Below are 24,921 nucleotides of genomic sequence, written 5' to 3'. Positions count from 1 at the left end.
GAAGTCAGCTCACCGGCAGATAGTCCAAATGCCCTGCTTTTCTTACGGTTTCGTAAAGTGCCATGTCTTCGGCATGCTTGCGGTGCAGTTCCTTCAGCAGTTGATCGGGGAAATCATCTTTGCTGAGGGGGGTGAAATCGGGGAAATCGGCATGGCGATCCTTTGTCATGTTCCGCTTACGCTCGAAAACCTGCTTTGGGACATCACGCTGCACCATGATCTTCACTATCTCGGCACTGGTCGGTTCAATGTTGTCGATCGAGGCGATGATGTATCGCCATTTCGGCACCGTGCCGTCATGTGGTTTGAGGAAGCCGGTCTGGGCATTGGCCTCCATGGATCGTACATATTCGATGCCGTCCGACGCCCGCACCTGTTCGTGCAGCTGATGCGCGGGATTGAGGGCGACGTAGTTGTACCACGAAATGAGACGGTCGATCGGATCCCGGATAACGGTCAGGAAAAGCAGATCCCTCGCTTCGACATCAATCTGCGGATTCTCGGTCAGGTATCTCATCGGGACATGCCCCGACAGATACTTCCAGTCTCCGGGCAGTTGATAATCCGGGAACGCATCCGGCGGGACGCCTGCAGCCCTGTAAGCGTTGACGCACTTTATGCCATCCCGCTCCAGCTCTGCCGCGAGGTTTTCCCTCACCGAAGTGCCGGCCGTCTTTGGGATATGGCAGAAAATCAAGCGCATCCAGTCAACCTTTCAAGAGCCCCGGCAAGATTGGAGAGCCCGCCGAGGCCCATGTAGTGATATTCGACGTTTTTAACGTCTTGGTCCTTGTTGGCAACACGCCATCGTGGCGCCCGTCTTCAACGTTCGCGCAGTTCAGCGGCATCCTGCGTCAGGAACCACTCATAGGTGCGACGTATACCCTCTTCCAGCCCGGTTTTCGCCTCCCAACCCAAGCGCGACAGGCGGCTGACATCCATCAGCTTACGCGGGGTGCCGTCGGGTTTCGAGGTGTCGAAGCTCAGCTTGCCGTTGAAGCCGGTCGTGCGCGCCACCGTTTCGGCCAGTTCGCGGATGGTGACATCCGAACCTGATCCGACGTTGATATGGCTCAGCATCGGCTGGGTTTCGCGCTGATAGGTCTCGTCGTCGAGATCCATCACGAAAAGCGACGCTTCGGCCATGTCGTCGACATAAAGGAATTCGCGCATCGGCGTGCCGGTGCCCCAGATCGCTACCTCGTCCAGCCCCTGCTGCGCCGCCTCGTGGAAGCGCCGGATCAGCGCGGGCAGGACGTGGCTGTTCTCGGGGTGGAAATTGTCGCCTGGTCCGTAAAGATTGGTCGGCATCACCGAACGGTAGTCGCGCCCGTATTGCCGGTTGTAGCTTTCGCACAGCTTGATGCCGGCGATCTTGGCGATGGCGTAGGGTTCGTTGGTGGGTTCCAGCGTGCCGGTCAGCAGCGCGTCCTCGGCCATCGGCTGCGGCGCGTGCTTGGGGTAGATGCAGCTCGATCCCAGTTGCAGCAGCTTCTGCACACCGGCGGCATGGGCCTGATGGATCACGTTGCATTCGATCATCAGGTTTTCATAGATGAACTGCGCCGGATAGCTGTTGTTGGCGACGATTCCGCCGACCTTGGCCGCGGCGAGGATCACCGCATCGGGCTTTTCGGTTTGCATGAAATCGCGCACCGCGTCCTGATCCGTCAGGTCCAGCTCGGCCGAGGTTCGGTTGATCAACTCGTTGGTTCCGCGGGCTTCAAGCTGGCGCAGGATCGCGCCGCCCACCATGCCCCTGTGTCCCGCTACGTAGATGCGCATGTCATGCCTTTCAGATATCTTTAGTCTGCAAGTGCCACCGTTGCCGCCACCCGGTCCGGTGGCGGTATGCCGGCAGAAAAACCGCCATGGTCATGTCATCAATAGCGGCTCGATGTCGCGGAATTCGACCGAGAACCGGTCGCCCTGGAAAAACAGGTTCAGCTCCGCCCCTTTGTTGCGTTCGGCCGAAGCAGGGTCGATCGGCATGTAGGCGAGCCGCTCGAACCCGCCGCCGGGCGATATCACGTATTCGCTGCTGAACACGTCCTGAAAACCGCCTTCCGGCCAGAACCAGCGCAGGCAGGGGCGGCAGGACAGGAAACCGTCGGATGCGCCCCGGACGAGCAGCCCCAAGTAGCGCCCCCCGCGCAGGGCCTCGGGGCGCAGACGGCACCCGAGGGTGACCCAACGCGCGCTGTCGCCGCCTTCCAGTGACAGGCGGAATCCTGCCTCCGTCGGCGTGCAGGACAGCGCTGCGGAACTGTTCGGATCGGTTGACAGCCACAGTCCGTCGGCCAAGTCGCGATGCCCGACCAAGCCGCTCAGTTCCGGCGTTTCTGCAAGCATGGTGGTGAAGCGCGCAACCTCGGCGGCGAGCGGGCGCTCGGGTGCCTGGCCCGGCGTGGCCTGTTCGGTTTCGGTCATGGTCTGCCCTCTTTCAAGTCACGTTCTGCCGCGGTGCCCGGCCGGCTGCGGGATTGCGCCAAGAGATAACCGAGCCCAGTCCCCCGCGCAACGCCATGTCGGTCAGCGCCCCCGGTTCCGACATCATGATCGCGTTCGCGAAATCCAGCAGGAATCTGGCGCAATGCTGATGCCCCTCGGGTGTGGCATGCCCGATATGGCGGGGGCTTTCGCGCAGCGTCATCTTGCGAATTGGCAATCCGTCGCGCCGGTCGCATTCGGCATGCACTCCCGTTCGGCAGTCATTGTCCGAACCGCTGCCAGCCCGCGACAGCCCCCAACCGCTCACTCCAGCGAAACGGGGACCTCCATTCCGTGGCTTTTGAGCAGGGCATGGCGCCGCGCGGCCTTCAGATCCTCGGCCACCATTTCGGCGCACATTTCCTGGGTGGTGATTTCGGGCACCCAGCCCAGTTTTTCCTTGGCCTTGGCGGGGTTGCCCAGAAGGGTTTCCACTTCGGCGGGACGGAAATAGCGCGGGTCGATCCGTACGATCACGTCGCCCGGCTTCACCGCCGGCGCGTCGTTGCCTTCGACCGCCTCGACGATGCCGGTCTCATCCACGCCCTCGCCTTCGAAGCGCAGGGTGATGCCCAGTTCCGCAGCTGACCAGGTGATGAACTCGCGCACCGAATACTGCTTGCCGGTGGCGATGACGAAATCGTCGGCCACGTCCTGTTGCAGCATCATCCACTGCATCCGGACGTAATCCTTGGCGTGGCCCCAGTCGCGCAGCGCGTCGATATTGCCCATGTAGAGGCAGGGTTCCAGCCCCTGGGCGATATTGGCCATGCCGCGGGTGATCTTGCGGGTCACGAAGGTTTCGCCGCGACGCGGGCTTTCGTGATTGAACAGGATGCCGTTGCAGGCGTACATGCCATAGGCTTCGCGGTAGTTCACCGTGATCCAGTAGGCATACATCTTGGCCACCGCGTAAGGGCTGCGCGGGTGGAACGGCGTGGTTTCGGTCTGCGGGATTTCCTGCACCAGCCCGTACAGTTCCGAGGTCGAGGCCTGGTAGAAACGCGTCTTCTTTTCCAGTCCGAGGAAGCGGATCGCTTCCAGCAGACGAAGCGTGCCGATGGCGTCGACATCGGCGGTATATTCGGGGGCCTCGAAGCTGACCGCGACATGGCTTTGTGCGCCGAGGTTATAGACCTCGTCGGGCTGCACTTCCTGCAAGATGCGGGTCAGGTTGGAAGTGTCGCTGAGGTCGCCGTAATGAAGCTTGAACCGGGCATGATCGACATGCGGGTCCTCATAGATGTGATCAATCCGCTGTGTGTTGAACAGCGAGGCGCGGCGCTTGATGCCATGCACCTCATAGCCCTTGTCCAGAAGGAATTCCGCCAAATAGGACCCGTCCTGGCCAGTGACACCGGTGATAAGGGCTTTTTTCATGTGTTTTTCCATCATCGACTATTCAAAGATCAGCAGTTCTGGTCGTCATCGGGTCGGCTACTCCCCGTCCTGCGGAATATCCATAAGCTTTCTTTCCGCCGTAGAGAACCCTCGGGGCGAGCGTGACCAAGAAACTTTTTCCCGGATAGGACGCGCCGGAACGCCGGCGAATATCGTGTTGTCGGGCATGTCCGATGTCAGTACCGCGCCAGCCGCCAGGATTGCCCCTTTGCCGATCGATACGTCGGGCATGATCATCGTGCGGCGGCCGATCCAGACATGATCGCCGATGGTGATCTTGCGGCGACCGCCATTGCAAATCTGCATCGTCTCCAGATCGATGATGCCATGCTGGTCATTCGACTGCACAAGGATTTCATCTGACCACAGCCCGTCCTTTCCCACGACAATGTCGGCCTCGTCGCAGACGATCCGCGCCTGGTTGATCGTCGTGCCGGCGCCGATCTGAACCGTGCCCTCGCGCCACATCCGGAGGTCGAGGTTCACCGGGCCGCGTGTGTCGAGCCGCACGCTGCCCGTGCCGGGCCCCAGCGTGACGCGAAGCCGACCGGCGAAATTGGGTTCTGTTACGACGATCCGGTAACCGCGGCGCAGTCCCGGTACCGGCGGCGACAGAACCGAAATCTTGTCCAGAGCCCGTTCCGGCGCCTGCAGAGTGCAGTCCTCGAATAGGTCACGCTGTTCCGGCGGAACAAGCCCGGCAATGTCCCGTTCGACCAGTTCGCTGCTCATCGGTAGGCCTCGCCCCAGAAATCGGAGGCCTTGCCGCACAGCGAAAACAGCTGTTGAACGTCTTCCGACAGGGTTTCGACGATCTCCTGGCGGCGCTCTGGGGAAATGTCATCCAGCCGCCAAACGCGGGTATCGCTTGCTTTCTTACGCTGGTTGAAGATCCGGTTCTCAATGGTTTCCGCACATTCCTCGACGCCGAGGAAGCGGTAAACGTCGTTAAGGGTTGGCACGAAGTCGGACTTCAGGTCCTCGAGGAACACCACCTTAACTTTCTCGGCCGGGAACAGATCAAGATACGCCTGGATCTGGTAATGATAGCGTGTACGGTCGACGAAGAATTTCCGGTGGCCCGGGTTCCGGAGCGATTCTTCGATATCGGTGAACCTGTCAGGGAAGGCGCGCGCCCAGTGATTGAAGTGCGACACGATCCGCGACAGCGGTTCGCGTACGATATAAAGAATAGACATATCCGGATTGTAATCGCGGATGCGGGGGGCAACCTGCGGAAACTCGTCGCGGAAGGAGTATTGCGGCGTTGCCTCGAAATAGACCTCAACGCCCTCTTGCTGGGGGAAATTCGACAAGTACCATTCGGCGCCCTGATCGAATTTCGTCGAGAAATACATAAGCTCCTTCACTCGCGATCCGAAAATCGCGGGATGAGCATCTAGGTAATTGTAGAGCGATGTGGACCCGGCTTTACCTGCCCCGATGACGATGGCGTTGGGAATGGTGTTCATGTCAGGCCTTTTTGGAAAATGGTTTGGTCAGGGTGGCGTTAGTCAAGCATCCAGGCATATTCTGATCCCTGCATCGCGGCCTCGAGTTCGTCAAAGTTCGTCAGGTCCTTTTTCAACGACCCGCTCGTTTTCTTGAGCGACACCCGCGCAGGTTCGTACTCCAGCCCGAGGTAATCCACGATCTTGTGGTAGGCGTCCAGAGGATCGGATTCGATGTCGTCCTCGTAAGTCAGCTCGAGGTACTTGATGCCGGCATTGCGGAAATTCGTCAGAACCTCGTTTTCCCGCGCCAGCGACTTTGCGATCAGCTCGGGGAAGGTGTCCGCCTTCTGGCCGGTGTCGTAATCCACCAGATTGCTGAAATCGATGCTGAAGGTTTTGTCCCGGTATGCCTGGTCTTCGCCTCCGACGTGATAGACCTTGGTCTGTGCCGCTTTGTAGACGCTACAGATCCGTTTCAGCACGTTTTTCCGGCGCAGAACGATATGGATATATTCGTTCGGATCGGTCGTTGCGCGGGCATAGTCGATCATGTTGCAGCTGGGATTTTGCAGGAAATTCATCAGCTTGATCTCATGTCCGACCAGAAGATCGGGATTCTGCGCATGTACCTTGGCAACCTCGGCGTCGATCATCCCGATCATCTGGTCCAGCGTGAAATCATAGGTCTCGCGCGAATTGATCCACTTCAGCGAAAAATATTCCTCCAGCCAGGCGATCTTGCTGTGCTGCTTCAGCGCTCCCGTCAGAACGGTAGAGCCACTGCGCCCGAAATGGGTCATAACGATCTTCTTCGGCGAGTCTGTTTTCATGGGCTTCGGTCTTGCCTCTTCTGCTTGCCTGATCTCTCCCGGGTCCACCGGCGCGATGCGCCCGGACAGGTAGTGGGGAGTGGCGATATCGAATTTTTGTGGGTCGTGCTCGGCGGTGAAGAAATCGACGCTGCGTCCGACGAATTCGTCCATTTCCATATGTGCTCCACCCAGGCGCGCGGGCTGCTTGAACACGGTTTTTTCCGGCCTCGGCAGGCCCAGTCTCTCGGCTACAACGGGATGCAGCGGCCAATACGCGTCGGAATAAAGGTTGTGCGTCGCCCGCGTCACCAGCGCCCGGTCGCAATCCTGCCCTGTGGTACGCCGGATGAAATCCTGTGCAATGTAGTTGATCAGCCCCTCAGTGGGGTGGTTGAAGGACAGAAACTGCCCCGCGATGGTTCCCATCGCCGCGGCCTGTTCGATGTAGGAGCTGATGGCGATATCGGTGTTTTCCTCGCGCGCCTTCAGCTCCGTCAGGTTGTCGTTCCACACGCCTTCGACATCGAGCCGGTCGAAAGCCACACCGGAAACATAGCGCCGCACGATCTCGGGGCGGGTGAAGCCCGAGCGGACTTCTTCGAGTATCAGCGCGCTGTGATAATCGCCCAGCACCGCTGCGGTGCGCGCGATTTCGTTGTCGTAGCGCAGATAGGCCATGTCGGGCATCAGCCCGGAAAAGAACGGGGTCGGCAGGCTGAACAGCCGTTCGCCCAGACGGCTGCGCAGCTTATCTGTGGACAGCGCGCCGAAATAGTCGCCATGTTCCAGCGTTATGACATAGTCGTAGCGTTCGACGTCCCCGGCCAGCTTTTCGCGTTCCTCCTCGCTCATGCTGTAGAGCTCGGCGGAATCGACGCTCGCGAACAGGCCCGACTCCCGCAGGGCCAGTGCCAAGCTGACATGAGTACAATTCGCCATCACCAATACATGTGCTTCAGACGAACTGCGGATCCTGTCCATGACCTTGCCTCCCGAATAAATCAAAGCTTTGCGTACCATTCGGACTCGGCGATGTCACGGCAGAAACCTTCATAGCTCAGGTCGATCTCCTGACGCCGTACGAGAAGATACTGGTGCGCCTCGTCGACCATTCCGGGGGTCGACAGCAGTATCGCCGCCTCGTTCTCATCGCAGGCATAAAGCGGGTAGTCGGGGCCGAGGTACTCCACCACCGCGGGCAGCGGGTTGACCAGGATCGGCGTCGCGCGGGCGACGCATTCGATCACCACGTTGTTGGCCGCCGTCGCATAAAGCAGGCACAAAACGACTGATCGCGACAGCAGCCGATCGTATTCCTCGTTGGGAACCATTTTCCGCATGTCCACGGCGGGATCGCGATGGTCCCCGAAGACGGCAATTTCGTGATCCATGAAAGCTTCGGTGTGGCTTTTCAGCAGCATCACACGGTCATGCCCCGGCGCCTTCAGCTTATGGATTGCCTGCAGCTTGCGCAGCCAGTCCCCGACCTGAACGACGCGCGGTTCGGCATGATAGGCCTCGGGGTGAAACATCTCGACCGCCAACTCGCTGGGATGGCGGACCGATAGGGTTGGCAGCGTGGGGTCGAAGGCCTTCAGGTCGGCTTCAAGATCGGCAGCCAGCGTGATGATGCCGCGGCAATGGGGGCGCGACGCCTTCCAAAGGGGCGTTTCGAAGAAAACCTCCGGGCTGACATCAGGGTTGAACCAGTCCGGCGCGTCGAACGGAACGTGCAGGATGCCCACCCAGTCCCGGGTGATCGGGGTGGGGGAGTCCGACTGCGCCTCGCCGGGATCGGCGCCCCAGACGAAATGCCGTTCGATGAAGGGCAGGAACAGCACCCCTTCGCCATCCGTGCGTCCCAGCGGTTCCAGAGACTTTACCGTGCGGTTGAAGCTGTTGCGGTGGTGCCCGTAAAACAGCTCGTGCCCCGACAGGTTCAGCTTAGGCGGCGCCGGTTGCGCAGACCGGGAGGCATGCGCCGCGGTGCCGTCGCGGCGGGCTGTGAACATCTCGATGAAGTCACTCTCCACCACGTCGTGGAGACGCTCCAACTCATTGCCGCGCCGGTTATGCGAGGTCGGATTGACGAAATAATACCCCAGCGGTTCGGGATTGAGCCAGCCATACCCGCCATCACGCAGCGCCTTCAGCCAGAACGCCCAGTCGGCAAAGGTGCCGTAGCGCGCCTCGTCGAACCAGCCATAGCGGTCATGCAGCGAACGGCGCCAGACCGGCATGCAATGGGGCATGTTATGCGGCACCAGTTTGGCCGGATCGTCTTCGGACAGGTAGGCCAGGTCGTAGAGCCGGAAACGTCCCGGTCGTTCGCTGTACCAGCCCTCGCGTTCCTCGGGCAGGCTGCCGTCAGCGGGGAAGTCATAAAACGGGTTCAGTGCGGTCGCCGCCACCAGCGCCTCGGGGTGCTGTTCGAGGTCGCGCAACAGGGCAACCACATGGGTCGGGTCGCGCAGGTCGTCGACATTCGCGTTCGAGACATAGTCGTGCCGCGCCATCCGGATTCCGAGGTTCCAGCACGCATAGAGGCCGGGATCGTTTCGATTCCAGAACACCGTGGCATTGGAATGCTCGGCCATCAGCCCGTTCAGCAACCGGGCTTCCAGTTCGGACATGTTGGCGACAAGGAAGGTATGATCGATCAGGCTGTCATAGCCTTCCAGCGCAACCGAGTTGTTGATGAAACCCTGAAGGAAATCGTCCGACCGGAAGACCGACGTGACCAGCGTGCATCCCAGCGGGTCAGGCCGCTTCATGCCCGGCGCGCCGGTACCGACGAAGACGCAATCAGCCTCGGTCAGCACTTCGGGCGCGGCGCGCGACAGGTCGTTCACGAAGGCGATGCTGTTGAAGCTGTATTGGCGACCCAGCAGGTACCCTTCGCGCACCCCCTGCAGCGGCCGGTCCGCCGGGCTGATGGTGATGCCGGGACAGTCGGCCAGCACCGCCGCATGGCGGCGGAAGAAATCTCGCACATCGCCGGCGCAGACGATTTGACCCTCGCGGTTATCGTCCGCGCAGATCCGGGCGAGTTCGGCGATGGTCTCATCCGGGCATTCGACCATCGCTTCGTCGGCGGTCAGGATGATCGTCGGGCTGTTGGTGTGCAGCGGTCGCGGCCGGTAGCCGGCCTTCAGCCATTCGGTGCTGATCCACGGAATCCGATAATAGTTGAACGGGTCGATCCCGTTCTGCGACATGTGCTGTTCCAACAGGTTGCGAACGCCTTCCTCCTGGTTCTTCTCCTTGTAGAAGGCATCGTCCTTGGTCGGTTCGTGATGCTGGATCGTCACGTCGAGACAGGGATTGAACAGCGTGTAGCCCGAGGAAATCAGGTCATGCGCGAGGAACATGTCGCAGTTCATTTGTCCGGGGCAATAGAACAGTTCGCGCTTCAGCTCGACTGGCCGGTGAAAAACCCATGCGTCGGCCGAAATATAGTTCGGCACCCCCGAAGCTTCGAAAAGCTCGATCCGCGGCCCTTCTTCGGACTGCTCGTGTCGCGCCAGAGTAAAAACCACCTGCCCCGGCAGGTCGTTCAGATGGCCGAACCCGGCCTGCAACCGCTCGGCATCGCTTTCGGTTGGAATGCTGATATCGGCATTCATGATGGCGATGCAGTCCGCCCCCGCCGCCAGCAACCGGTTGCCCGCCTCGAAAAGCGCGCCGAAGGTCGGACGGTCGGACACCTTCTCGATGTGCAGGCGCGTGGCAAGTTGTCCCATCTCCTCGGGCAGCCATGCAGGGTCGCCCTCGGTCAGCACGAAGACTTCGCGCACCGCCGGGTTTTTGAGATTCTCGCGCACGGCATTCAGCACCGGCTCCCGCCGCACCGGGGCCATGTCACCGATGGTCACAAGGATGGAAATCACTCTGCGGTCTCCCCGGACAAAAGATGGTACAGAAACCGCTGCGCATGCCGCCGCTCCGGATAGCCGGATCCCGCCAGCCGTCGAAGCAGGTGTCGGCCGCGTGCCGTGTCGCCCTGGCGCAACCGGGACAGGGCGGCCCCGATCAGGTTGAAAGGCAGCGATGGGTCAAGGCGACACGCGGCCTCGAACCATTCGCCGTCCAGCAGGGTCGAGCGCCCGATCGCCCCCGGATCTCCGGTCTGTTCGGCAATCAGGTCCAGGTAGCGTTCATAGTCGATAAGCGCATCGGTGCGTTGCAGCGCCAAAACCGTCTCTCTCGCACGCTCGAGCGCTGGAAAAAGGTGCTTGCCCGCCGCCGGACCGCGCACCGACAGCGCGAAGTTGTTGATCACGAACGCTTGGCCGTCCCGGCGGAATTCCGCGCGCACGGGCACGTCCGACGACCAGTCGATGACGATCTCGCCACCGGTCGATTTGCCGGGCAGCGCCCGCAGCTCGGTGGCCGTTGCTGTGGTGGGCCGAACCGGTGTCGGCGATGCGGTTTCCGGGAACGGGATGTTGCAGGTGCCGGCGATCGTCTCCAGCAGCTTGAACCGCTTGCCGTCGATGCTCTCGTCTCCGGTCCGATAATTGTCCCGGAGATCGTCCAGCAGCGAAGAAGCGATCAGTATTTCCCCGGAGAGGGCGTTTTCCCGTGCCTTGCCCAGACGTTCCCAGAATTCCCTTGAGTTTGGCATTCCTGGCAGCGTTCCTCTTAGTCTACTTTCGCGGCATTGCGGTCAGACAGATTTTCATCTTCCCGCCACCGAAAACCGGTCCTTCCGGTTCGCGTTTGCCGCGTGAAAAAACACATCTGTCCCCCTGAAGCAAGCGCCTAGCCGGGAAGGGTGCGGAAATAGCCGAAATTCGCACAATCATTCCGCGCAAACGGCTGACAAGACGAAATGGCTCGTATATAGCCCGTCCTCGATTGATAAATAGTGAAGACTTCCGCATGGTTTCTCACAAGCGTCTTTCGGGATCTGTCCCGACTGGGTTATTCTCGGATTGCCGGTCTCGTCTGGCCCTTGTGGCGACGCGGCGCCGTCCATGAGAGCGAAAAGGAACGCAATGGCTTCAACAGACATCTCCGACAGCCCGGAAAGAACAGCCGCCATGCAGCCAACGATCCTCTGGCATCCCGAGACCCAGGATTGCGGCCCCTTGTCCCGCCTGCTGTCGAAGGAAAAGGGGGTGCGCGTGCTGACCGACCGGGCAGAGGCCGAAGCCCAACTGGAGGCCGCGCCAGAGGCCCGTCTCCTGGTGTTGCACCAAGGCCCGTTGAGCGCGCTGAGCCAGGCGATGAAACAGGGCATCCCGCCGAGCGTTGCGCTGGCCCAATGGGGCGCAATCGCGCAGGAAATTCTTGACCTGATCCGCCGTCACCGGCACCAGGTTCTGGTCTTGGAAGCCAACGCTGTCTCCCGTCACGCTGATGCTGTCTGCGAACTGCTGGATCTGCCCGATGGCGTTCTCGACGCGACCGAGGATGCGCAGCCTCATGAGGAGGCCGTGCTCAACCTTCTGGCCGCCCAGACCTTGCTGACCGATCTCACCGCCCAGGGTCTGGCCGACGAACTCGAAGCCAGCACGACCGACCTATCGCGGGGGAGCGACCCCGTTTGGGTGGATGCCGATGCGCTGTTCCACGATTATCGCGCGGCCCAGGACGCCGATCGCGGCACCGCCGACGCGCTCCGGGAAGAGCTGCAAAAGCAGGAAGTGCATGCGGCGAAGCTGCAGAAGCAGATCGACGCACATCTCGTGGCGCAGCGGGCCGCCGAGGACAGAGCCACCGCGCAGGAAAAGGCACTGAAGGAAACGGAATCCAAGAACGTGCTGCTGCTGGAGCAGGTCAGTGTGATGCAGCACGAGATGGAGCACCTGCTGACACAGCGGGAACAGCTTCAGCAGCGGCTCGATCAGTTGAACCACGGGATGGATAGCTACGTCGCCCAGACCACCGAGTTGCGCGAAAAACTGGCAACCAAGGACCTCGTTCTGACCGAGAAGAACCGCGAAATCAGCGCCTTGGCGAGAAATATACACACGCTCACGACCCAGGCGGCCGAACTGCGGGGGTGGCTCGACGGCACTCGGGCGCGACTGCACGAGAAACAGGACCATATCGATGCAATCATGCGCTCGAAATCCTATCGGCTGACGGCGCCACTGCGCCGGATACGCGCCGCGACCAAGCGGAAAGGGGCAGGCAATGACTGAAGGCTGGGAGAAGTGGATCACCGATCTCGGCGCAGAACCGCTTGGTACCCTGCTGCATCTGGGCGCTGGCCGGGGCCGGTTGCTGGAAACGACCTGCGCCGCCGACGCGGAGCGGATCGTGTTGGTCGAACCTTACCAGGACGATGCTGCCGCTCTGGTCCGGCGGACCGCAGGCGATGAACGCGTGACGGTGATGCCGGTGGCGATCGGGGCCAAGACAGGCCGCGCCAATCTGCACCGGTTCAACATGGCCGCGCTTTCCAGCCTGCGCGCTCCCGGCGCGCTGCGCGAACTCTTCCCCGGCTTGCGTGAAACCGCCTTGGTCGAAGTTGAAACGCTGACCGCTGCCGACCTGATGAAGCAATTGCCGGCGCCGGACAACCGGTCCGACGTCCTGCTGCTGGATACGCCCGGCGAAGAGGCTGAGATATTGAAGGGGCTCATCGCCATCGACGGGCTGGTCCGTTTTCGAGATATTTTCCTGCGCACGGGGCGCAACGCGCTCTATGAAGGCGGGACGGGGCTGCCCGACCTGATCGCTTTGCTGAGAAAAGAGGGGTTCACGCCGCGCAGGCGTTGCGACACGGATCCCGATTTTCCCGAACTGCATTTCCGCATCGAGCCCGTCGTGCAAAACAACCGCGCGCTGTGCGCCGAGCTTGCGGAAACCCGCGGGCAGTTGGTCGCCCGCGAAGCCAGGATTGCGGAACTCGAGACGGCTCTCGACAACGCGCTTGCCGAAGCCAAGACCAAGCAGACCGAGATGCAGGACCGTTTCATCGCTCTTCGCAGTAGCGAGGAGAAAGCCAAGCAGGATCTGTCGCTTGCCCTACGGCTGCAATCCATGCGCGATGCAGATATCTCAGCGCTGGAAAAGAAATACGCGGAGGTTCTGCAGCAAAAGGAATCCCAGGATCAACTGCTCAGAAAGCTGACCGCGCGGCTGAGCAGCGCTGCCAAGTATCTTCAGCAGCAGGAACTCGGCGAGATCCGTGCCGACGATCCTCAGCTCGAAGAAAAAACCGCCGAACCCGGTGAGGGCAATGGGCGTAGCCGCAAGGCGGGCGGGCGCAAATGAGCAAGGACGAAGCGGCACGCCGGGCGTTCCAAGCCGAGATCGAAGAGGCCCTCGAGCTGCTGCGCGAAGGCGCGCCAGACAAGGCGGCGTCCGAACCCGAGCTGCCGGCCCTGTCTCTGCCCAGCCTGCTCGATCAATGTCGGGAATTGATCGGTGCACCGCAGGACAACGCCTTGCCGCCGCTGCGCAGCGTGCATCACTTGGCCTGCACCGGTGGCACGCTGATCAGCCGCTGCATCGCCGCTCTGCCCGGAACCCAGATGCTCAGCGAAGTCGATCCGCTCAGCCCGATGGCACACCGGCTGCCCTTCCGGCCCACCGATGTGATCGGTCTGGCGATGTGCGGTTCACGCCCGCCCGACGAAGAGACGACGCTGCGCATGTTCCACGCCGCGTTCGAAATTCTCTACGACAATGCCCGCCACCGAGGCCATGACCTCATCCTGCGCGATCATGCGCATAGCCAGTTCTCCTTCGGGCCCGAAATCCGCCCACGTCCCACCCTGCGCGAAATTCTTGCCGAACGATATCCGTTGCGCTCGGTGGTGACGGTACGCCACCCGATCGATTCCTTCGCCAGCCTCAAGAAGAACCGCTGGGTGGATTTCTCCCCCGGCACACTGGAGGAATACGCCCGGCGTTACCTCTCCTTCCTGGATCGGCACGACGGTGTCGAGGTCCTGTGCTACGAAGATTTCGTCGCTGCGCCTGAGAAGATCATGCAGCGTATCGCCGAGGTGCTGGATTTGAGCTACGACAGCAGCTTTCTGCAATTGTTCCCGGCCATCCGCCTTTCCGGCGACAGCGGGCGCCGGGGTGACACCATCGCCCCAAGACCGCGGCGCAGCCTGTCCGCCGATCTGATTGCCCAGGCCGCCGACAGTCCTTCCTACAAGGCGCTGTGTGACCGTCTGGGCTACGATACGACGCCCAGCTGACCTGCCATCAAATCCTAACGATCGATTTCGTAAGGTGGCAGGTCCACCGGGCCGTCCCGCTCCAGTATCAGTAGGGCGGGAAACAACGTTTCACTCGGTGTCTGCGCCCCATGCGGTAGCAGCAGGGTCAATCGAAGCGCGCCCGAAGCCCGCTCAACGTCAGAGGCCAGCCAGTCACAGCCCACGGCTTCGCGCGGCAGTGCGCCGCCTTCGGGCACGGCCGAAAAATCGAACTCCTCGCCGTTCAGGGTCAGGATATCGCCGGTCCTGCTGATACTCAGCCGTTCGTCATGGCGGATGGGTAAGAATGCAATTTGCATGGATTTCTCCGATCAGGTGAACCAGCGGCCGATCGCCAGATAGTGCCAGCGGAAATCCTCGGTCCGCGAAATTGCCGATATGGCGCGCAATGATCCGACGGTGAGAGCCGTTGCCGAAGGCACCCCGTTCGCCACCAGCCAGCCATCGATATTGGTGGCGAAATGCCCACGAAAGACGGTCACGAGCCCCGCAGCGCTGGCAAAGGCGGCTGGGAATGTCGGCGCCGCGATCGTGCCCGACCGGTACAGGCTGCCATAGGGCGTCGTGACCGCGAGGCCCGTCTCGGTGAATTCATGCCAGCAGATCTGCGTGCCGTCGGCTAGCCGCATGTAATGACCGTTTGCATTCGACCCCTGCTCGATCACCGCGCCTGTCGGGACGCCAGCCATTTGCGCCACACCGCCCAGAAGGTTGCCCGGCCCGTACGCATGTTGCGCCAGTGCCAGCCGCCCCGCGGTTGTATCCGTGGCCGAGGATTGCACCGCCGCCCCGCTGATCGGTACGTTCAGCGCCAGCTCGGTATCCTTCAGCCGCAGCCGTTCCATCCCTGCCGGTGCCAGCGAAATGGATTGTAAGGCCGGGTCGATCGCCAGCGCTTCTTGCCAAGCACTGCCATCTGCACTGACCTTGACAGAGAACCTCGTGTCGCCCGCCAACCCCATTTCGGCGTGGCCGGTCCAGTTCGACTGGAACAGTAGCGCCGCCGTATCCGCTGTGCCGGCCTTGTTGACCTTTATCCGGTGATCGTTGCCTTCGTGACTGAACAGGCTGGCCTCCGCAGCCACCGATAGCCGGTTGGTCGGGTCCGAAACGGATCCGATGCCCAGCCCACCGAGGTTCTGGAACTGTGTTACCCAGTTCCCTTCCGAATAGACACGCAATTCCTGTTCCGCGATGCCCCAAGCGCGCCACCCCTCCTGCGGGAAGACGAATTACCAGGCGTTTTCGCCTCGAATGGCAAGTTTCCCTTCCTGTCCGGCCCAGTCCCCGGTTGGAGCGGGTCCTAGCGCGTAAATCTCGCCTTCCGCGGGTTGGCTCGGGGGGGTGGAGACCTCGAACGTCAAAACGCTGAGCTGAACTAACGCATCAAGCTGAACAAGCGCTTCGTTATGGGTGACGTGTTTTTGCGCCTGCGAGGGCTGCAGATAGGGCAAAGAAAGTCGGGGCGATAGGTCGGTCATCGAAAGCTCCTGCAAGCGGTCGTGCAAGCCAGTTATTCGGGCAGCCTTACGAAGATGACCTGAACTCCCCGCCCGCACCGCTAACCAGTTGGCAACCCCGCCTCACCCGGGCTTTGCAGAACAGTTTTCGGGTTACGGATTTGTTCGCCCATTGTCAGTTCAATATTGCGGTTCCACCCGTCAGCGGTCCTGTCTGGGCCTCCCTAGTCCGTATGAAACGCCATTAGACCTCTGACCGACCTTGTCCAAACCAGCCTTGAAAGGCGTGATGGCGCGCTGGAACCGGTGCTTGGGGCGACACGCCTCCGGCGGAAGGATTTCCAGAACGAGACACGGGGATGCTTTTCATTGCCCGATCCGCTGCCTAGGGTGGCCGTGAAAGAGGGAGAATGGAATGGATGAACGGGCCTTCCTGACGGGGTTGTTCGACGCGGCGATCCGGGCGGCGGATGCGAAAACTGCGCTTCGCGCCCATCTGCCCGACCGCCCGCGTGGTCGTACGGTGGTGATCGGCGCGGGCAAGGGCGCGGCACAGTTGGGCGCGGCCTTCGAGGAGCTGTGGGGCGATCCGGTCGAAGGGGTGGTCGTCACCCGATACGGCTATGGCTGCGATTGCCGTTACTTACGGGTGCTGGAAGCCGCCCACCCGGTTTCTGACGAGGCGGGCGCCCGGGCCTCCGAGGCTCTTTTCGCGGCTGTCGAGGGGCTGGGCGAGGACGATCTCGTCGTCGCCCTGGTCTGTGGCGGCGGATCGGCCTTGTTGGCAGCGCCTGCCGAGGGGCTGACGCTTGACGACGAAGTTGCCCTGAACGAGGCGCTGCTGGCCAGTGGCGCGCCGATCGGGGCGATGAACGCGGTGCGCAAGCAGGTCAGCCGGATCAAGGGCGGGCGTCTGGCGGCGGCGGCATACCCGGCAAAAGTCGTGTCGCTGATCGTGTCGGACGTGCCCGGCGACGACCCGGCGCAGGTGGCCAGCGGCCCGACCGTACCAGATAATGTGGGCCGGGCCGAAGCGCTGGCGGCGATCCGCGACTACGGTATCAACTTGCCGCAACGCCTGACCGATTTCCTGGCTTCGGCGCCCGAGGACGCGCCGGCCCCCAGCGATCCTCGCTTTGCCCGCAACGCGGTCCATGTGATCGCTTCGGCAACCCGGTCGCTGGAAGCGGCGGCGGAACTGGCCGAGACCGAGGGCATCCCGGCCGCGATCCTGTCCGACACGATCGAGGGCGAAGCCCGCGAAGTGGCCAAGATGCATGCCGCCATCGCCCGCGAAGTCGCGGCAAAAGGGCGGCCGTTCGTGCCGCCGATCCTGCTGCTGTCGGGCGGTGAAACCACTGTGACCCTGCGCGGCAAGGGCCGGGGCGGGCGCAACAGTGAATTCCTGCTGTCGCTGGCGCTGGAAATCGATGGCGTCGCGGGCATCACCGCTCTGGCCGCCGATACCGATGGGATCGACGGGTCCGAAGATAATGCCGGTGCATTCGCCGATGGTGCCAGCGCGCGGGCGATGCGGGCCGCGGGGATCGATCCGGCAGCCGCGTTGGCGAACAACGATGCCTACACCGCCTTCGAGGCGGTGGGAGAGTTGTTCGAACCCGGGCCGACCGGGACGAATGTCAACGATTTCCGCGCGATTCTGATCCGGCAAAGGGCAGACTGATCCCCAGCGAGAAAGCCGCGCTTCGCTATTCGGTGTTCAGCAGCACCGCCTCGACGCGTCGGTTGGCTTCACGGCCTTCTTCGGTCTGGTTGGGGGCGATCGGGGCGAGGTATCCCATGCCCTCGGCGCTGAGCTGTCCACGCGGCACGTTATAGCGGCTGACCAATCGTTCCAGTACCGAGGCGGCGCGCTTCTTGGACAGCGCGATGTTGTTGTCCAACGCCCCTACCGCATCGGTATGGCCAACCAGCGCGACGCGCCGGACCGGGTTTTCCAGAAGGAAATCCGCCAGTGCTTGGAGCGAGGGGGAGGTCCGGTCGTCCAGCGTCGACGATCCGGTTTTGAACGCCAGGTCATCCAGAACGACATGGCCCTGGGAAACCAGCAGGCCGATTGTATCACCGGGAACGGTCGCTGGGGGGCTGGGTTGTGCAAGGGCGGCGCCGTTGGTGTCGGTCTTAATCGATTGCGCGGTATCGGTCACCCGGATCAGTTGGATGAAACCGGCATTGGCGCTGTGGCTGACCAGCAGGCCCAAGTGATCCTTCGGTCCGTTTCGTGCCGACAGGAACCGGAAATCGCCGAGGTCGACATGCATCGACGGGGCGGGAAGGACTTCGGTTTCGAACCGGAAATCAAACCCGCCACAACCAAGCGTGTCGCATTCAAACAGGATGTCATAACCCGCTTCCTGCAGCTGCTCGCGCAGGGGCGTCAGCAGTTGCAGCGACGTCAGCCCCTGCGTTGCCACCCGCCAGCTTTGCCTTGAAACATGCCCCTCGAGGCTGATGACGGGCATTTGGCCGCCGGCATAGGGGGCTATCGGCAGATCGTAGCTGTCAAGTTCTGTGCGTTCATCGCTCAGCGCTGTGGCCGACGCGGGCAGGTTCAATTCCAACGCCCCGGCCGGGCCGCAAAGGCCAAGGCCGAGAGCGAGGATTATGAAGCCCGGGCCGCGCATCAACGATGGCTGGCGTGGTATTCGTCGTTGGGGCGCATGTCGATGGCGGCGGCGACCCGGTTGGACATGTTGTAGAACCCCACCGTGTTGGCGATGTCGAAAATATCGCGATCGTTGAATCCCGCGTCGCGCAGCGCCTGGCGGTCTTCTTCCTCGATCGTGGCGGGCGCGTTGGTCAGCAGCACTGCGAAATCCAGCATCGCCTTTTGCCGCGCCGACAGGTCGGCGACGCGGTAATTCATCACCAGCATTTCGCCCAGCTTGGGATCGCCCGACAATTCCCGCACCGCGGCGCCGTGGGCGGTTAGGCAGTAGAAGCACTTGTTTTCCGAACTCACCACCACCGCGATCATTTCGCGTTCCAGCTTGCTGAGCCCGCTTTCGGCCAGCATCACGTTGTTGTAGAGGCCCGAAAAGGCGTTTAGCTTGTCGATATCGAAGGCGTGCGCGGTCAGCACATTGGGCACCAGCCCCAGCTTTTCCTCGCAGATGTCGAAATACTTCTGTGTCTTCTCGGGAAGCGGGTCGACGGGTTGCAGGTTCAGTGCGGTGATCGCGGTTTTGTCGCTCATGACAGGTCCCCCTGATGTTTTCGGTAATGGTATTGTCCGGCAAGGGACATGCCCAGGCTCTGGTATAATCTATTGGCCGCTTCGTTTTCTTGTGTGCAGACGACGGAAAGGTGTCTGGCGCCATTGTCGCGCGCCCAGAAGGCGGCCAGCCGCATGAACCAGCGCGCCATGCCCTGTTTGCGCTGATGCGGCAGAACTTCAAGCGCGTGCAGCATGGCGATGCCATCGTGAATACCGACAAAGGCGCTTCCGGCGGGGCTGTCGTTCAGCCGTCCCAGCAGCGATGTCTTGGGCGGCGCGACCCGGTTCATCACCGCGATCCGGTCCGGTCCGATGCCACCCGCGGCCCAGATATCGATCTGGATCGCCAGCGGTTCCCAGACCGCGAAGGCGGTCACGGGCGGGGGGAATTCGGTGGCGATGTCATCCACCGGGGCGATCCAGAAATTCACCGGGTCGACCACCACATAGCCCCGATCGGCCAGCATCGCGTCCAGTTCCTGCTGACCATCGCGGATCTGGAACAGGCGCGGCTGGCCAAGATCCTGCATCGCCTGTTCCGCCTGCGGGATATCCTCGGGCGTGACCGGGTCAAGCGCGGTCGCCGCCGATACCCTTTGTCCGCCGTCCTGTCCTTCGCGGATCAGCCACGGACCCAGCCTGCGGGTCGAGGCGGCGGGCCAGGTTGCGTCGATCACGTCGTAAAGCTGTTCGATGCCGGGTGTCGTCATGCGGCCACCATTTTCGCAAGCGCTGACATCGCCGCGTCGACCTGTGCGCCGTCCTGACCACGCACGACGATATTGGTGCCGTAAATACCATTCTGACTGAACGGGTAAGACCCGAAGGACAGGTCGGGAAACTCCTCGGCCAGCTTGCCCAGCGGCGCCGCGATGTCGCCTTCGCCGCGTTCCACCCGCAGGCTTTGCGACAACAGCGGGGCGCCTCCGGTCAGGGTGGGCAGGACGCTGGCCACCATCGCTTCGAAGATGGTCGGAACGCCGGCCATGACATGGACGTTTTGCAGGGTGAAACCGGGCGCCACCGAAATCGGGTTGTCGATCAGCGTCGCGCCGTCGGGGATGCGCGCCATCCGCAGTCGCGCTTCGTTCAACTCGGCCCCGGTGCGTTCGTAATGCGCCGCCAGCAAGGCGCGGGCATCGTCGCGCACCCCGATCGGGGTATCGAAAGCCGCAGCGATGGAATCGGCGGTGATGTCGTCATGTGTCGGGCCGATCCCGCCCGAGGTGAAAACATGGGTGTGGGCCTGTGAAAGCGCCCGGACCGCCGCGACGATGGCGTCGGTGTCGTCGGCGACGAAACGTGCCTCGGCCAGCGTGATGCCGTGCTTGGTCAGCTCGCCTGCAAGGTGGTGCATGTTGCTGTCGCGGGTGCGGCCCGACAGGATTTCATCGCCGATCACCAGCATGGCGGCGGTTGGGTTGCTCATGTCGCCCCTCCTTGCGAAAACTCACATCCCGGTATAGGCGCGGGACATGCGCTTTCAAACCCCTCTTGTGCCCGCAGTGCTGATCCGCCGCTACAAGCGGTTCCTGGCTGATGCCCGGCTTGAGGACGGCCGAGAAATCACCGCCCATTGCGCCAATCCCGGATCGATGATGGGGCTGGCAGAACCGGGCATGCGGATCTGGCTGGAACCCAATGACGATCCGAAAAAGAAGCTGAAATATGGCTGGCGGCTGGTGGAGCACGCGGGCGGCGATTTCACCGGCGTCGACACCTCGGTGCCGAACCGGGCGCTGAAGGCCTCGCTGATGGCGGGCGAGGTGCCGGGGCTGGAATACCCCGAGGTGCGTCCGGAGGTGAAATACGGTGAAAACAGCCGCATCGATTTCCTGCTGTCCGATGGTGACAGACGCGCCTTTGTCGAGGTGAAATCGGTGACGCTCAGCCGTCAGGCGGGATTTGCCGAATTCCCCGACAGCGTCACCGCGCGGGGGCTGAAACATCTGGACGAACTGTCGGTGGTGGCCGCAGGGGGCGACCGGGCGGTGATGCTGTATCTGGTGCAGCGCACCGATTGCGATCGGGTCGGCATCGCGGGCGATATCGACCCGGCCTATGCGGCGGGCCTGACCCGGGCGCGCGCGGCCGGGGTCGAGGTTCTGGCCTTCGATTGCAGGATTACGCCGCAGGAGGTCGAACTGGGCAAGCCGCTGCCCTTCGTCACCGGGTGAGCTGGCACGATCCCTCGTGGGGAGTCGCGGAGGCATTCGTCCTCTGGTCCTTGCGGATCAACTGTCTTAAGTAAGAGCAATGATTTTGGATTACGGCAAGAAGGTGGACCCGGTGAACGAGACGCATCAGGGACGTATCACGCGTGACGGCATTCGCATTCACGAAGCGGGCGATTTCGCCGGCATGCACAAGGCTGGCCATCTGGCGGCGCAGATCCTCGACGAGATCGCGGAACATGTGTTCCCCGGCCAGACCACCGGCGAACTTGACCGGATCATCGAAGACAAGGTGAATGCCGCCGGAGCGAAATCGGCTACCATCGGCTACAAGGGCTATAAACACGCCAGCTGCATCAGCATCAACCATGTGGTCTGCCACGGCATTCCCGGCGACAAGAAGCTGAAGGATGGCGACATCCTGAATATCGACGTGACGGTGATCGTCGACGGCTGGTTCGGCGATACCAGCCGGATGTATGTCGCCGGCAAGCTGAGCCGCAAGGCCGAGCGGTTGATCCAGGTGACCCATGACGCGCTGTTCAAGGGGATCGAGATGGTCAAGCCGGGCAATACGTTCGGCGATATCGGCCATGCGATTCAGACCTATGCCGAAGCGCACCGGATGAGCGTGGTGCGCGATTTCTGCGGTCACGGGCTGGGCCGGGTGTTCCATTCGCCGCCCAACGTGTTGCATTACGGGCGTCCCGGCACCGGCCCGGTGCTGGAAGAAGGCATGTTCTTCACCATCGAACCGATGGTGAACTTGGGGCGGCCGGAAACCAAGGTGCTGGCCGATGACTGGACCGCGGTCACCCGCGACAAGTCGCTGAGCGCGCAGTTCGAGCATTCGATCGGGGTCACGGCGGATGGCTATGACATCTTCACCCTGTCGCCGGCGGGCCGGTTCCACCCCACTTACGACCTTTGATACCGGTCGGGGTGGAAGGGGCGCTGCCCCTCTGCGTTGAAAATCCGCGGATTTCCAACGCATTCACCCCGGGGTATTTCGGCCAAGAAAAAGGGCAGGTCAGTCCGAGAAACGCACCGCCGCCCGGTACAGGTGCCAGGTGGCATGGCCGAGGATCGGCAGCGCCAGGATCAGCCCGAGAAAGACCGGGATCGTCGCGACGATGAGGATTGCCGCGACGGTGAGGCCCCAGAAGCAGACCGCGCGCGGGCTTTGCCGGGCGAGCCGGAAAGAGGCCGCCACGGCGACGGGCAGGCCGACGCGGCGATCGATCAGCATCGGAAACGAAATCAGGCTGCTGAACAGCACCAGCAACGCGAAGACGACACCGACGGCAAGCCCGATGGTTATCATCGCATAGCCTTCGGACGTGGTCAGAACAGCGGTGGTGAAGCTGCGCCATGAACTCGGCAGCTCCGGGCCAAGTGTCACCTGATAGATCCAGGCCGCCGCATAGAGCCAGATCGCATAAAGTGCGATCAGGTAGAGCCCGAGCACCAGCACCGGCCCGGCGACCGCGGGGCGAAACACCGCGAGCGCCTGCGCCCAGTTGACGGTTTCGCCCGCTTCGCGACGGCGGCTGAGTTCGTAAAGCCCAATCGCGACAAACGGCCCGATCAGGGCAAAGCCCGCCGCCATGGGAAAGATCAGGTGCAGCATGTTTTGTTGAAACGCCATGAAGGCCAGCAGGATTCCGATGGCGGGATAGATCAGTACCATCACCATCACGTCGCTGCGGAAATGGGCGAAGTCGTCGACGCCCTTGCGCAGCGCCATGCGGATGTCGGCCAGCGTTAGCGGGCGTATTTCCGGCAACGCCGGATCGTGGCTGCCGATGTTTTCGGCGGCTGTTTCGATTGCATGTCCCGCATCCGAGAGAACCGCGGCCCCCCAGCTGAGCGGATTTCCGATTGTCTTGACCATAGTCAGTCCTCCCTTTTTCAAGGCAGACCGGTGTCGTGCACCGCTGTTGGCCGCGACTTCGGATCAGGAAGGCGTGGTCGTAAGAAAAGACACCGGCCTTTGTTCAATATAGCACGAAACGCGTCACGGGCGGCTCAAATTGTCTCGATTGGCGTTTTCTGCCCCTTGAATGCCCCTCTGGCCCGGCGCGTGGGTTGCGATCCTGATACGGCGGGATATAAGCGCCGCAAGTGCGGGAACGGGCCCAAAAAGGCCCAGATTTGCCGAATTCGAAAGAAACTGATCAACCGGCGCTTCTTTTGGCGGCCGGAAACGGAGGCCGATGATGTCCCTTTCTTCCTACAGGCATGAATGGTTCGGAAACATCCGCGCCGACCTGCTGTCGGGTCTGGTGGTAGCCCTTGCGCTGATCCCTGAAGCGATCGCCTTTTCGATTATCGCCGGGGTGGACCCGAAAGTGGGGCTTTACGCGTCGTTTTCCATCGCCGTGATCACCGCCTTCGTCGGCGGCCGTCCGGGGATGATTTCGGCGGCCACCGCCGCCACCGCCGTGCTGATGGTGACGCTGGTGAAGGATCACGGCTTGCAATACCTGCTGGCCGCGACGATCCTTGCCGGGGTGCTGCAGGTGGGAGCCGGATTGCTGAGACTGGGCTACGTGATGCGTTTCGTGTCGCGCTCGGTGATGACCGGGTTCGTCAACGCGCTGGCGATCCTGATCTTCATGGCGCAACTGCCGGAACTGATCGACGTGCCGCCGCTGACCTATGTGATGGTCGCCGCCGGGCTGGTCATTATCTACACCTTCCCGCTCTTGACCAAGGCGATCCCGTCGCCGCTGGTCTGTATCGTGATCCTGACCATCGTGTCGCTCGGGCTCGGGCTGGACCTGCGCACTGTGGGCGACATGGGTGAACTGCCCGACACATTGCCGATCTTCCTGTTGCCCGACATTCCGCTGAACATGGAAACGCTGATGATCATCCTGCCCTATTCGGCGGCGGTGGCTGCAGTGGGCCTGCTGGAAAGCCTGATGACGCAGAACCTGGTGGACGAGCTGACCGATACCAATTCGGACAAGAACCAGGAATGCATCGGCCAGGGCGTGGCGAATTTCTGCACCGGTTTCATCGGCGGCATGGCCGGTTGCGCGATGATCGGCCAGTCGATGATCAACGTGAAATCGGGCGGGCGCGGGCGGCTTTCGACCTTCATCGCGGGCGGTGTGCTGCTGATCCTGGTGGTGTTCCTGGGCGACCTGGTGGCGCGCATCCCGATGGCCGCATTGGTGGCGATCATGATCATGGTGTCGGTCGGCACATTCAGCTGGTCCTCGATCAAGAGCTTGCGCGAACATCCGGCCTCGTCGAGCATCGTGATGGTGGCGACGGTGGTCTTCGTGGTCTTCACCCATAACCTGGCGATCGGGGTTCTGGTCGGCGTGCTACTGTCAGGTATTTTCTTTGCCTGGAAGATCGCGCAGCTTTTCGCGGTCCGTTCGGAGCTGTCCGAGGATGGCCGCGAACGACGCTACATCGTCGAAGGGCAGCTGTTTTTCGCGTCGTCCGAGGATTTCATGAAGGCCTTCGATTTCCGCGAAGCGCTGGAAAAGGTCGTGATCGACGTCAGTCGCGCGCATATCTGGGACATTTCTTCGGTTGCGGCGCTGGATATGGCTGTGCTCAAGTTCCGCAGGGATGGGTCCGAGGTGGAAATCATCGGGATGAACGAAGCGTCGCACACCATCGTCGACAAGCTGGGCGAACATGACAAGCCCGGCGCAATGGACAAGCTGCTGGCGCATTGAGG

Annotated in this window: 24 protein-coding genes and 1 pseudogene; 7 read left to right on the top strand and 18 right to left on the bottom strand. The window is 62.0% G+C overall.

Translation table 11 applies throughout. The features are described 5' to 3' along the window. Positions 1-4: 4 nt before the first annotated feature. The 10 genes and pseudogenes from IT775_RS02940 to IT775_RS02895 all read right to left on the bottom strand — a co-directional run bounded on the left by IT775_RS02940 (position 5) and on the right by IT775_RS02895 (position 10,784). Positions 5-703 carry a sulfotransferase family 2 domain-containing protein gene (locus IT775_RS02940; protein ID WP_212699587.1) on the bottom strand — a complete coding sequence of 233 codons (699 nt, stop codon included), beginning with the start codon at positions 701-703 and terminating at the stop codon, positions 5-7. A 119-nt stretch (positions 704-822) separates the two neighbouring features. Next, positions 823-1,833, bottom strand: a pseudogene (gene fcl / locus IT775_RS02935) (GDP-L-fucose synthase); the annotation flags it as partial. A gap of 42 nt (positions 1,834-1,875) precedes the next feature. Beyond that, positions 1,876-2,430, bottom strand: a complete 555-nt coding sequence (locus IT775_RS02930; protein WP_212699586.1) for a hypothetical protein — start codon at positions 2,428-2,430, stop codon at positions 1,876-1,878. Positions 2,431-2,443: 13 nt separating this feature from the next. Next, positions 2,444-2,758 (bottom strand): hypothetical protein, encoded by a 315-nt coding sequence (locus IT775_RS02925; protein WP_212699585.1) that lies wholly within the window; start codon positions 2,756-2,758, stop codon positions 2,444-2,446. Beyond that, the gene (gene gmd / locus IT775_RS02920) at positions 2,755-3,870 is read right to left on the bottom strand and encodes a GDP-mannose 4,6-dehydratase (protein ID WP_212699584.1); all 1,116 of its coding nucleotides are present in this window, start codon (positions 3,868-3,870) and stop codon (positions 2,755-2,757) included. Before gmd ends, IT775_RS02925 begins: the two co-directional genes overlap by 4 nt. A 57-nt stretch (positions 3,871-3,927) precedes the next feature. Continuing rightward, a complete protein-coding gene (locus IT775_RS02915) occupies positions 3,928-4,623 on the bottom strand; it encodes an acyltransferase (protein WP_212699583.1) in 696 nt (231 codons plus the stop codon). Next, positions 4,620-5,363, bottom strand: coding sequence for a sulfotransferase family protein (locus IT775_RS02910; RefSeq protein ID WP_212699582.1), 744 nt, complete (start codon positions 5,361-5,363; stop codon positions 4,620-4,622). The genes IT775_RS02915 and IT775_RS02910 overlap by 4 nt, the downstream gene beginning before the upstream one ends. Positions 5,364-5,401: 38 nt before the next feature. Then, positions 5,402-7,096: a WcbI family polysaccharide biosynthesis putative acetyltransferase gene (locus tag IT775_RS02905; protein ID WP_212699581.1), complete on the bottom strand. Its 1,695-nt coding sequence runs from the start codon at positions 7,094-7,096 to the stop codon at positions 5,402-5,404. Positions 7,097-7,158: 62 nt separating this feature from the next. Beyond that, positions 7,159-10,047: a glycosyltransferase family protein gene (locus IT775_RS02900; RefSeq protein ID WP_212699580.1), complete on the bottom strand. Its 2,889-nt coding sequence runs from the start codon at positions 10,045-10,047 to the stop codon at positions 7,159-7,161. Then, positions 10,044-10,784, bottom strand: coding sequence for a hypothetical protein (locus IT775_RS02895; RefSeq protein ID WP_212699579.1), 741 nt, complete (start codon positions 10,782-10,784; stop codon positions 10,044-10,046). The genes IT775_RS02900 and IT775_RS02895 overlap by 4 nt, the downstream gene beginning before the upstream one ends. 373 nt (positions 10,785-11,157) lie before the next feature. Between IT775_RS02895 and IT775_RS02890 the strand changes: the two genes are divergently transcribed. From IT775_RS02890 to IT775_RS02880, 3 genes are read left to right on the top strand one after another with little or no spacing between them, the layout of a single operon-like run. Further along, the gene (locus IT775_RS02890; RefSeq protein ID WP_212699578.1) at positions 11,158-12,309 is read left to right on the top strand and encodes a hypothetical protein; all 1,152 of its coding nucleotides are present in this window, start codon (positions 11,158-11,160) and stop codon (positions 12,307-12,309) included. Next, positions 12,302-13,387, top strand: a complete 1,086-nt coding sequence (locus IT775_RS02885) for an FkbM family methyltransferase (RefSeq protein WP_212699577.1) — start codon at positions 12,302-12,304, stop codon at positions 13,385-13,387. The genes IT775_RS02890 and IT775_RS02885 overlap by 8 nt, the downstream gene beginning before the upstream one ends. Further along, positions 13,384-14,325 carry a sulfotransferase family protein gene (locus IT775_RS02880; protein ID WP_212699576.1) on the top strand — a complete coding sequence of 314 codons (942 nt, stop codon included), beginning with the start codon at positions 13,384-13,386 and terminating at the stop codon, positions 14,323-14,325. Before IT775_RS02885 ends, IT775_RS02880 begins: the two co-directional genes overlap by 4 nt. Before the next feature lie 14 nt (positions 14,326-14,339). On the opposite strand, the gene IT775_RS02875 is transcribed toward IT775_RS02880, so the two are convergent. Genes IT775_RS02875 through IT775_RS02865 form a run of 3 tightly spaced genes read right to left on the bottom strand, consistent with a single transcriptional unit; the run spans position 14,340 to position 15,827 of the window. Then, positions 14,340-14,645, bottom strand: coding sequence for a hypothetical protein (locus IT775_RS02875; RefSeq protein ID WP_212699575.1), 306 nt, complete (start codon positions 14,643-14,645; stop codon positions 14,340-14,342). A 12-nt stretch (positions 14,646-14,657) separates the two neighbouring features. Beyond that, a complete protein-coding gene (locus IT775_RS02870; protein ID WP_212699574.1) occupies positions 14,658-15,527 on the bottom strand; it encodes a DUF2793 domain-containing protein in 870 nt (289 codons plus the stop codon). Between the two features lie 51 nt (positions 15,528-15,578). Beyond that, the gene (locus IT775_RS02865) at positions 15,579-15,827 is read right to left on the bottom strand and encodes a DUF2793 domain-containing protein (RefSeq protein WP_212699573.1); all 249 of its coding nucleotides are present in this window, start codon (positions 15,825-15,827) and stop codon (positions 15,579-15,581) included. A 394-nt stretch (positions 15,828-16,221) separates the two neighbouring features. On the opposite strand from IT775_RS02865, the gene IT775_RS02860 reads away from it, so the two are divergent. Beyond that, complete coding sequence (locus IT775_RS02860; protein WP_212699572.1) at positions 16,222-17,490, top strand: glycerate kinase type-2 family protein; 1,269 nt, start codon at positions 16,222-16,224, stop codon at positions 17,488-17,490. A 25-nt stretch (positions 17,491-17,515) separates the two neighbouring features. On the opposite strand, the gene IT775_RS02855 is transcribed toward IT775_RS02860, so the two are convergent. The 4 genes from IT775_RS02855 to IT775_RS02840 are packed head-to-tail and all read right to left on the bottom strand — an operon-like array spanning position 17,516 to position 20,473. Further along, entirely contained in the window at positions 17,516-18,451 is a 936-nt protein-coding gene (locus tag IT775_RS02855; RefSeq protein ID WP_212699571.1) for an OmpA family protein, read from the bottom strand. Next, positions 18,451-19,023 carry a peroxidase-related enzyme gene (locus tag IT775_RS02850; protein WP_212699570.1) on the bottom strand — a complete coding sequence of 191 codons (573 nt, stop codon included), beginning with the start codon at positions 19,021-19,023 and terminating at the stop codon, positions 18,451-18,453. The genes IT775_RS02855 and IT775_RS02850 overlap by 1 nt, the downstream gene beginning before the upstream one ends. Beyond that, on the bottom strand, positions 19,020-19,754 hold the full coding sequence (locus IT775_RS02845; RefSeq protein WP_212699569.1) for a GNAT family N-acetyltransferase: 735 nt from the start codon (positions 19,752-19,754) through the stop codon (positions 19,020-19,022). Before IT775_RS02845 ends, IT775_RS02850 begins: the two co-directional genes overlap by 4 nt. Next, entirely contained in the window at positions 19,751-20,473 is a 723-nt protein-coding gene (locus tag IT775_RS02840) for a competence/damage-inducible protein A (protein WP_212699568.1), read from the bottom strand. Before IT775_RS02840 ends, IT775_RS02845 begins: the two co-directional genes overlap by 4 nt. A gap of 46 nt (positions 20,474-20,519) precedes the next feature. On the opposite strand from IT775_RS02840, the gene sfsA reads away from it, so the two are divergent. Beyond that, on the top strand, positions 20,520-21,221 hold the full coding sequence (sfsA, locus tag IT775_RS02835) for a DNA/RNA nuclease SfsA (RefSeq protein ID WP_212699567.1): 702 nt from the start codon (positions 20,520-20,522) through the stop codon (positions 21,219-21,221). A gap of 79 nt (positions 21,222-21,300) precedes the next feature. Beyond that, positions 21,301-22,149 (top strand): type I methionyl aminopeptidase, encoded by an 849-nt coding sequence (map, locus tag IT775_RS02830; protein ID WP_212699566.1) that lies wholly within the window; start codon positions 21,301-21,303, stop codon positions 22,147-22,149. Between the two features lie 99 nt (positions 22,150-22,248). Here map and IT775_RS02825 read toward each other — a convergent pair whose 3' ends face one another. Then, positions 22,249-23,112: a DUF2189 domain-containing protein gene (locus tag IT775_RS02825; RefSeq protein WP_212699565.1), complete on the bottom strand. Its 864-nt coding sequence runs from the start codon at positions 23,110-23,112 to the stop codon at positions 22,249-22,251. Between the two features lie 322 nt (positions 23,113-23,434). Here IT775_RS02825 and IT775_RS02820 point away from each other — a divergent pair, with 322 nt between their 5' ends. Beyond that, the gene (locus IT775_RS02820) at positions 23,435-24,919 is read left to right on the top strand and encodes a SulP family inorganic anion transporter (RefSeq protein WP_212699564.1); all 1,485 of its coding nucleotides are present in this window, start codon (positions 23,435-23,437) and stop codon (positions 24,917-24,919) included. The last annotated feature ends 2 nt before the right edge of the window (positions 24,920-24,921 follow it).

The organism is Thalassovita aquimarina (genome assembly GCF_018219815.1).
GTDB classification, from domain to species: Bacteria; Pseudomonadota; Alphaproteobacteria; order Rhodobacterales; family Rhodobacteraceae; genus Thalassobius; species Thalassobius aquimarinus.
The sequence above is the reverse complement of the archived record's forward strand: the minus strand, read 5'-3'. Positions and strand labels throughout refer to the sequence as shown.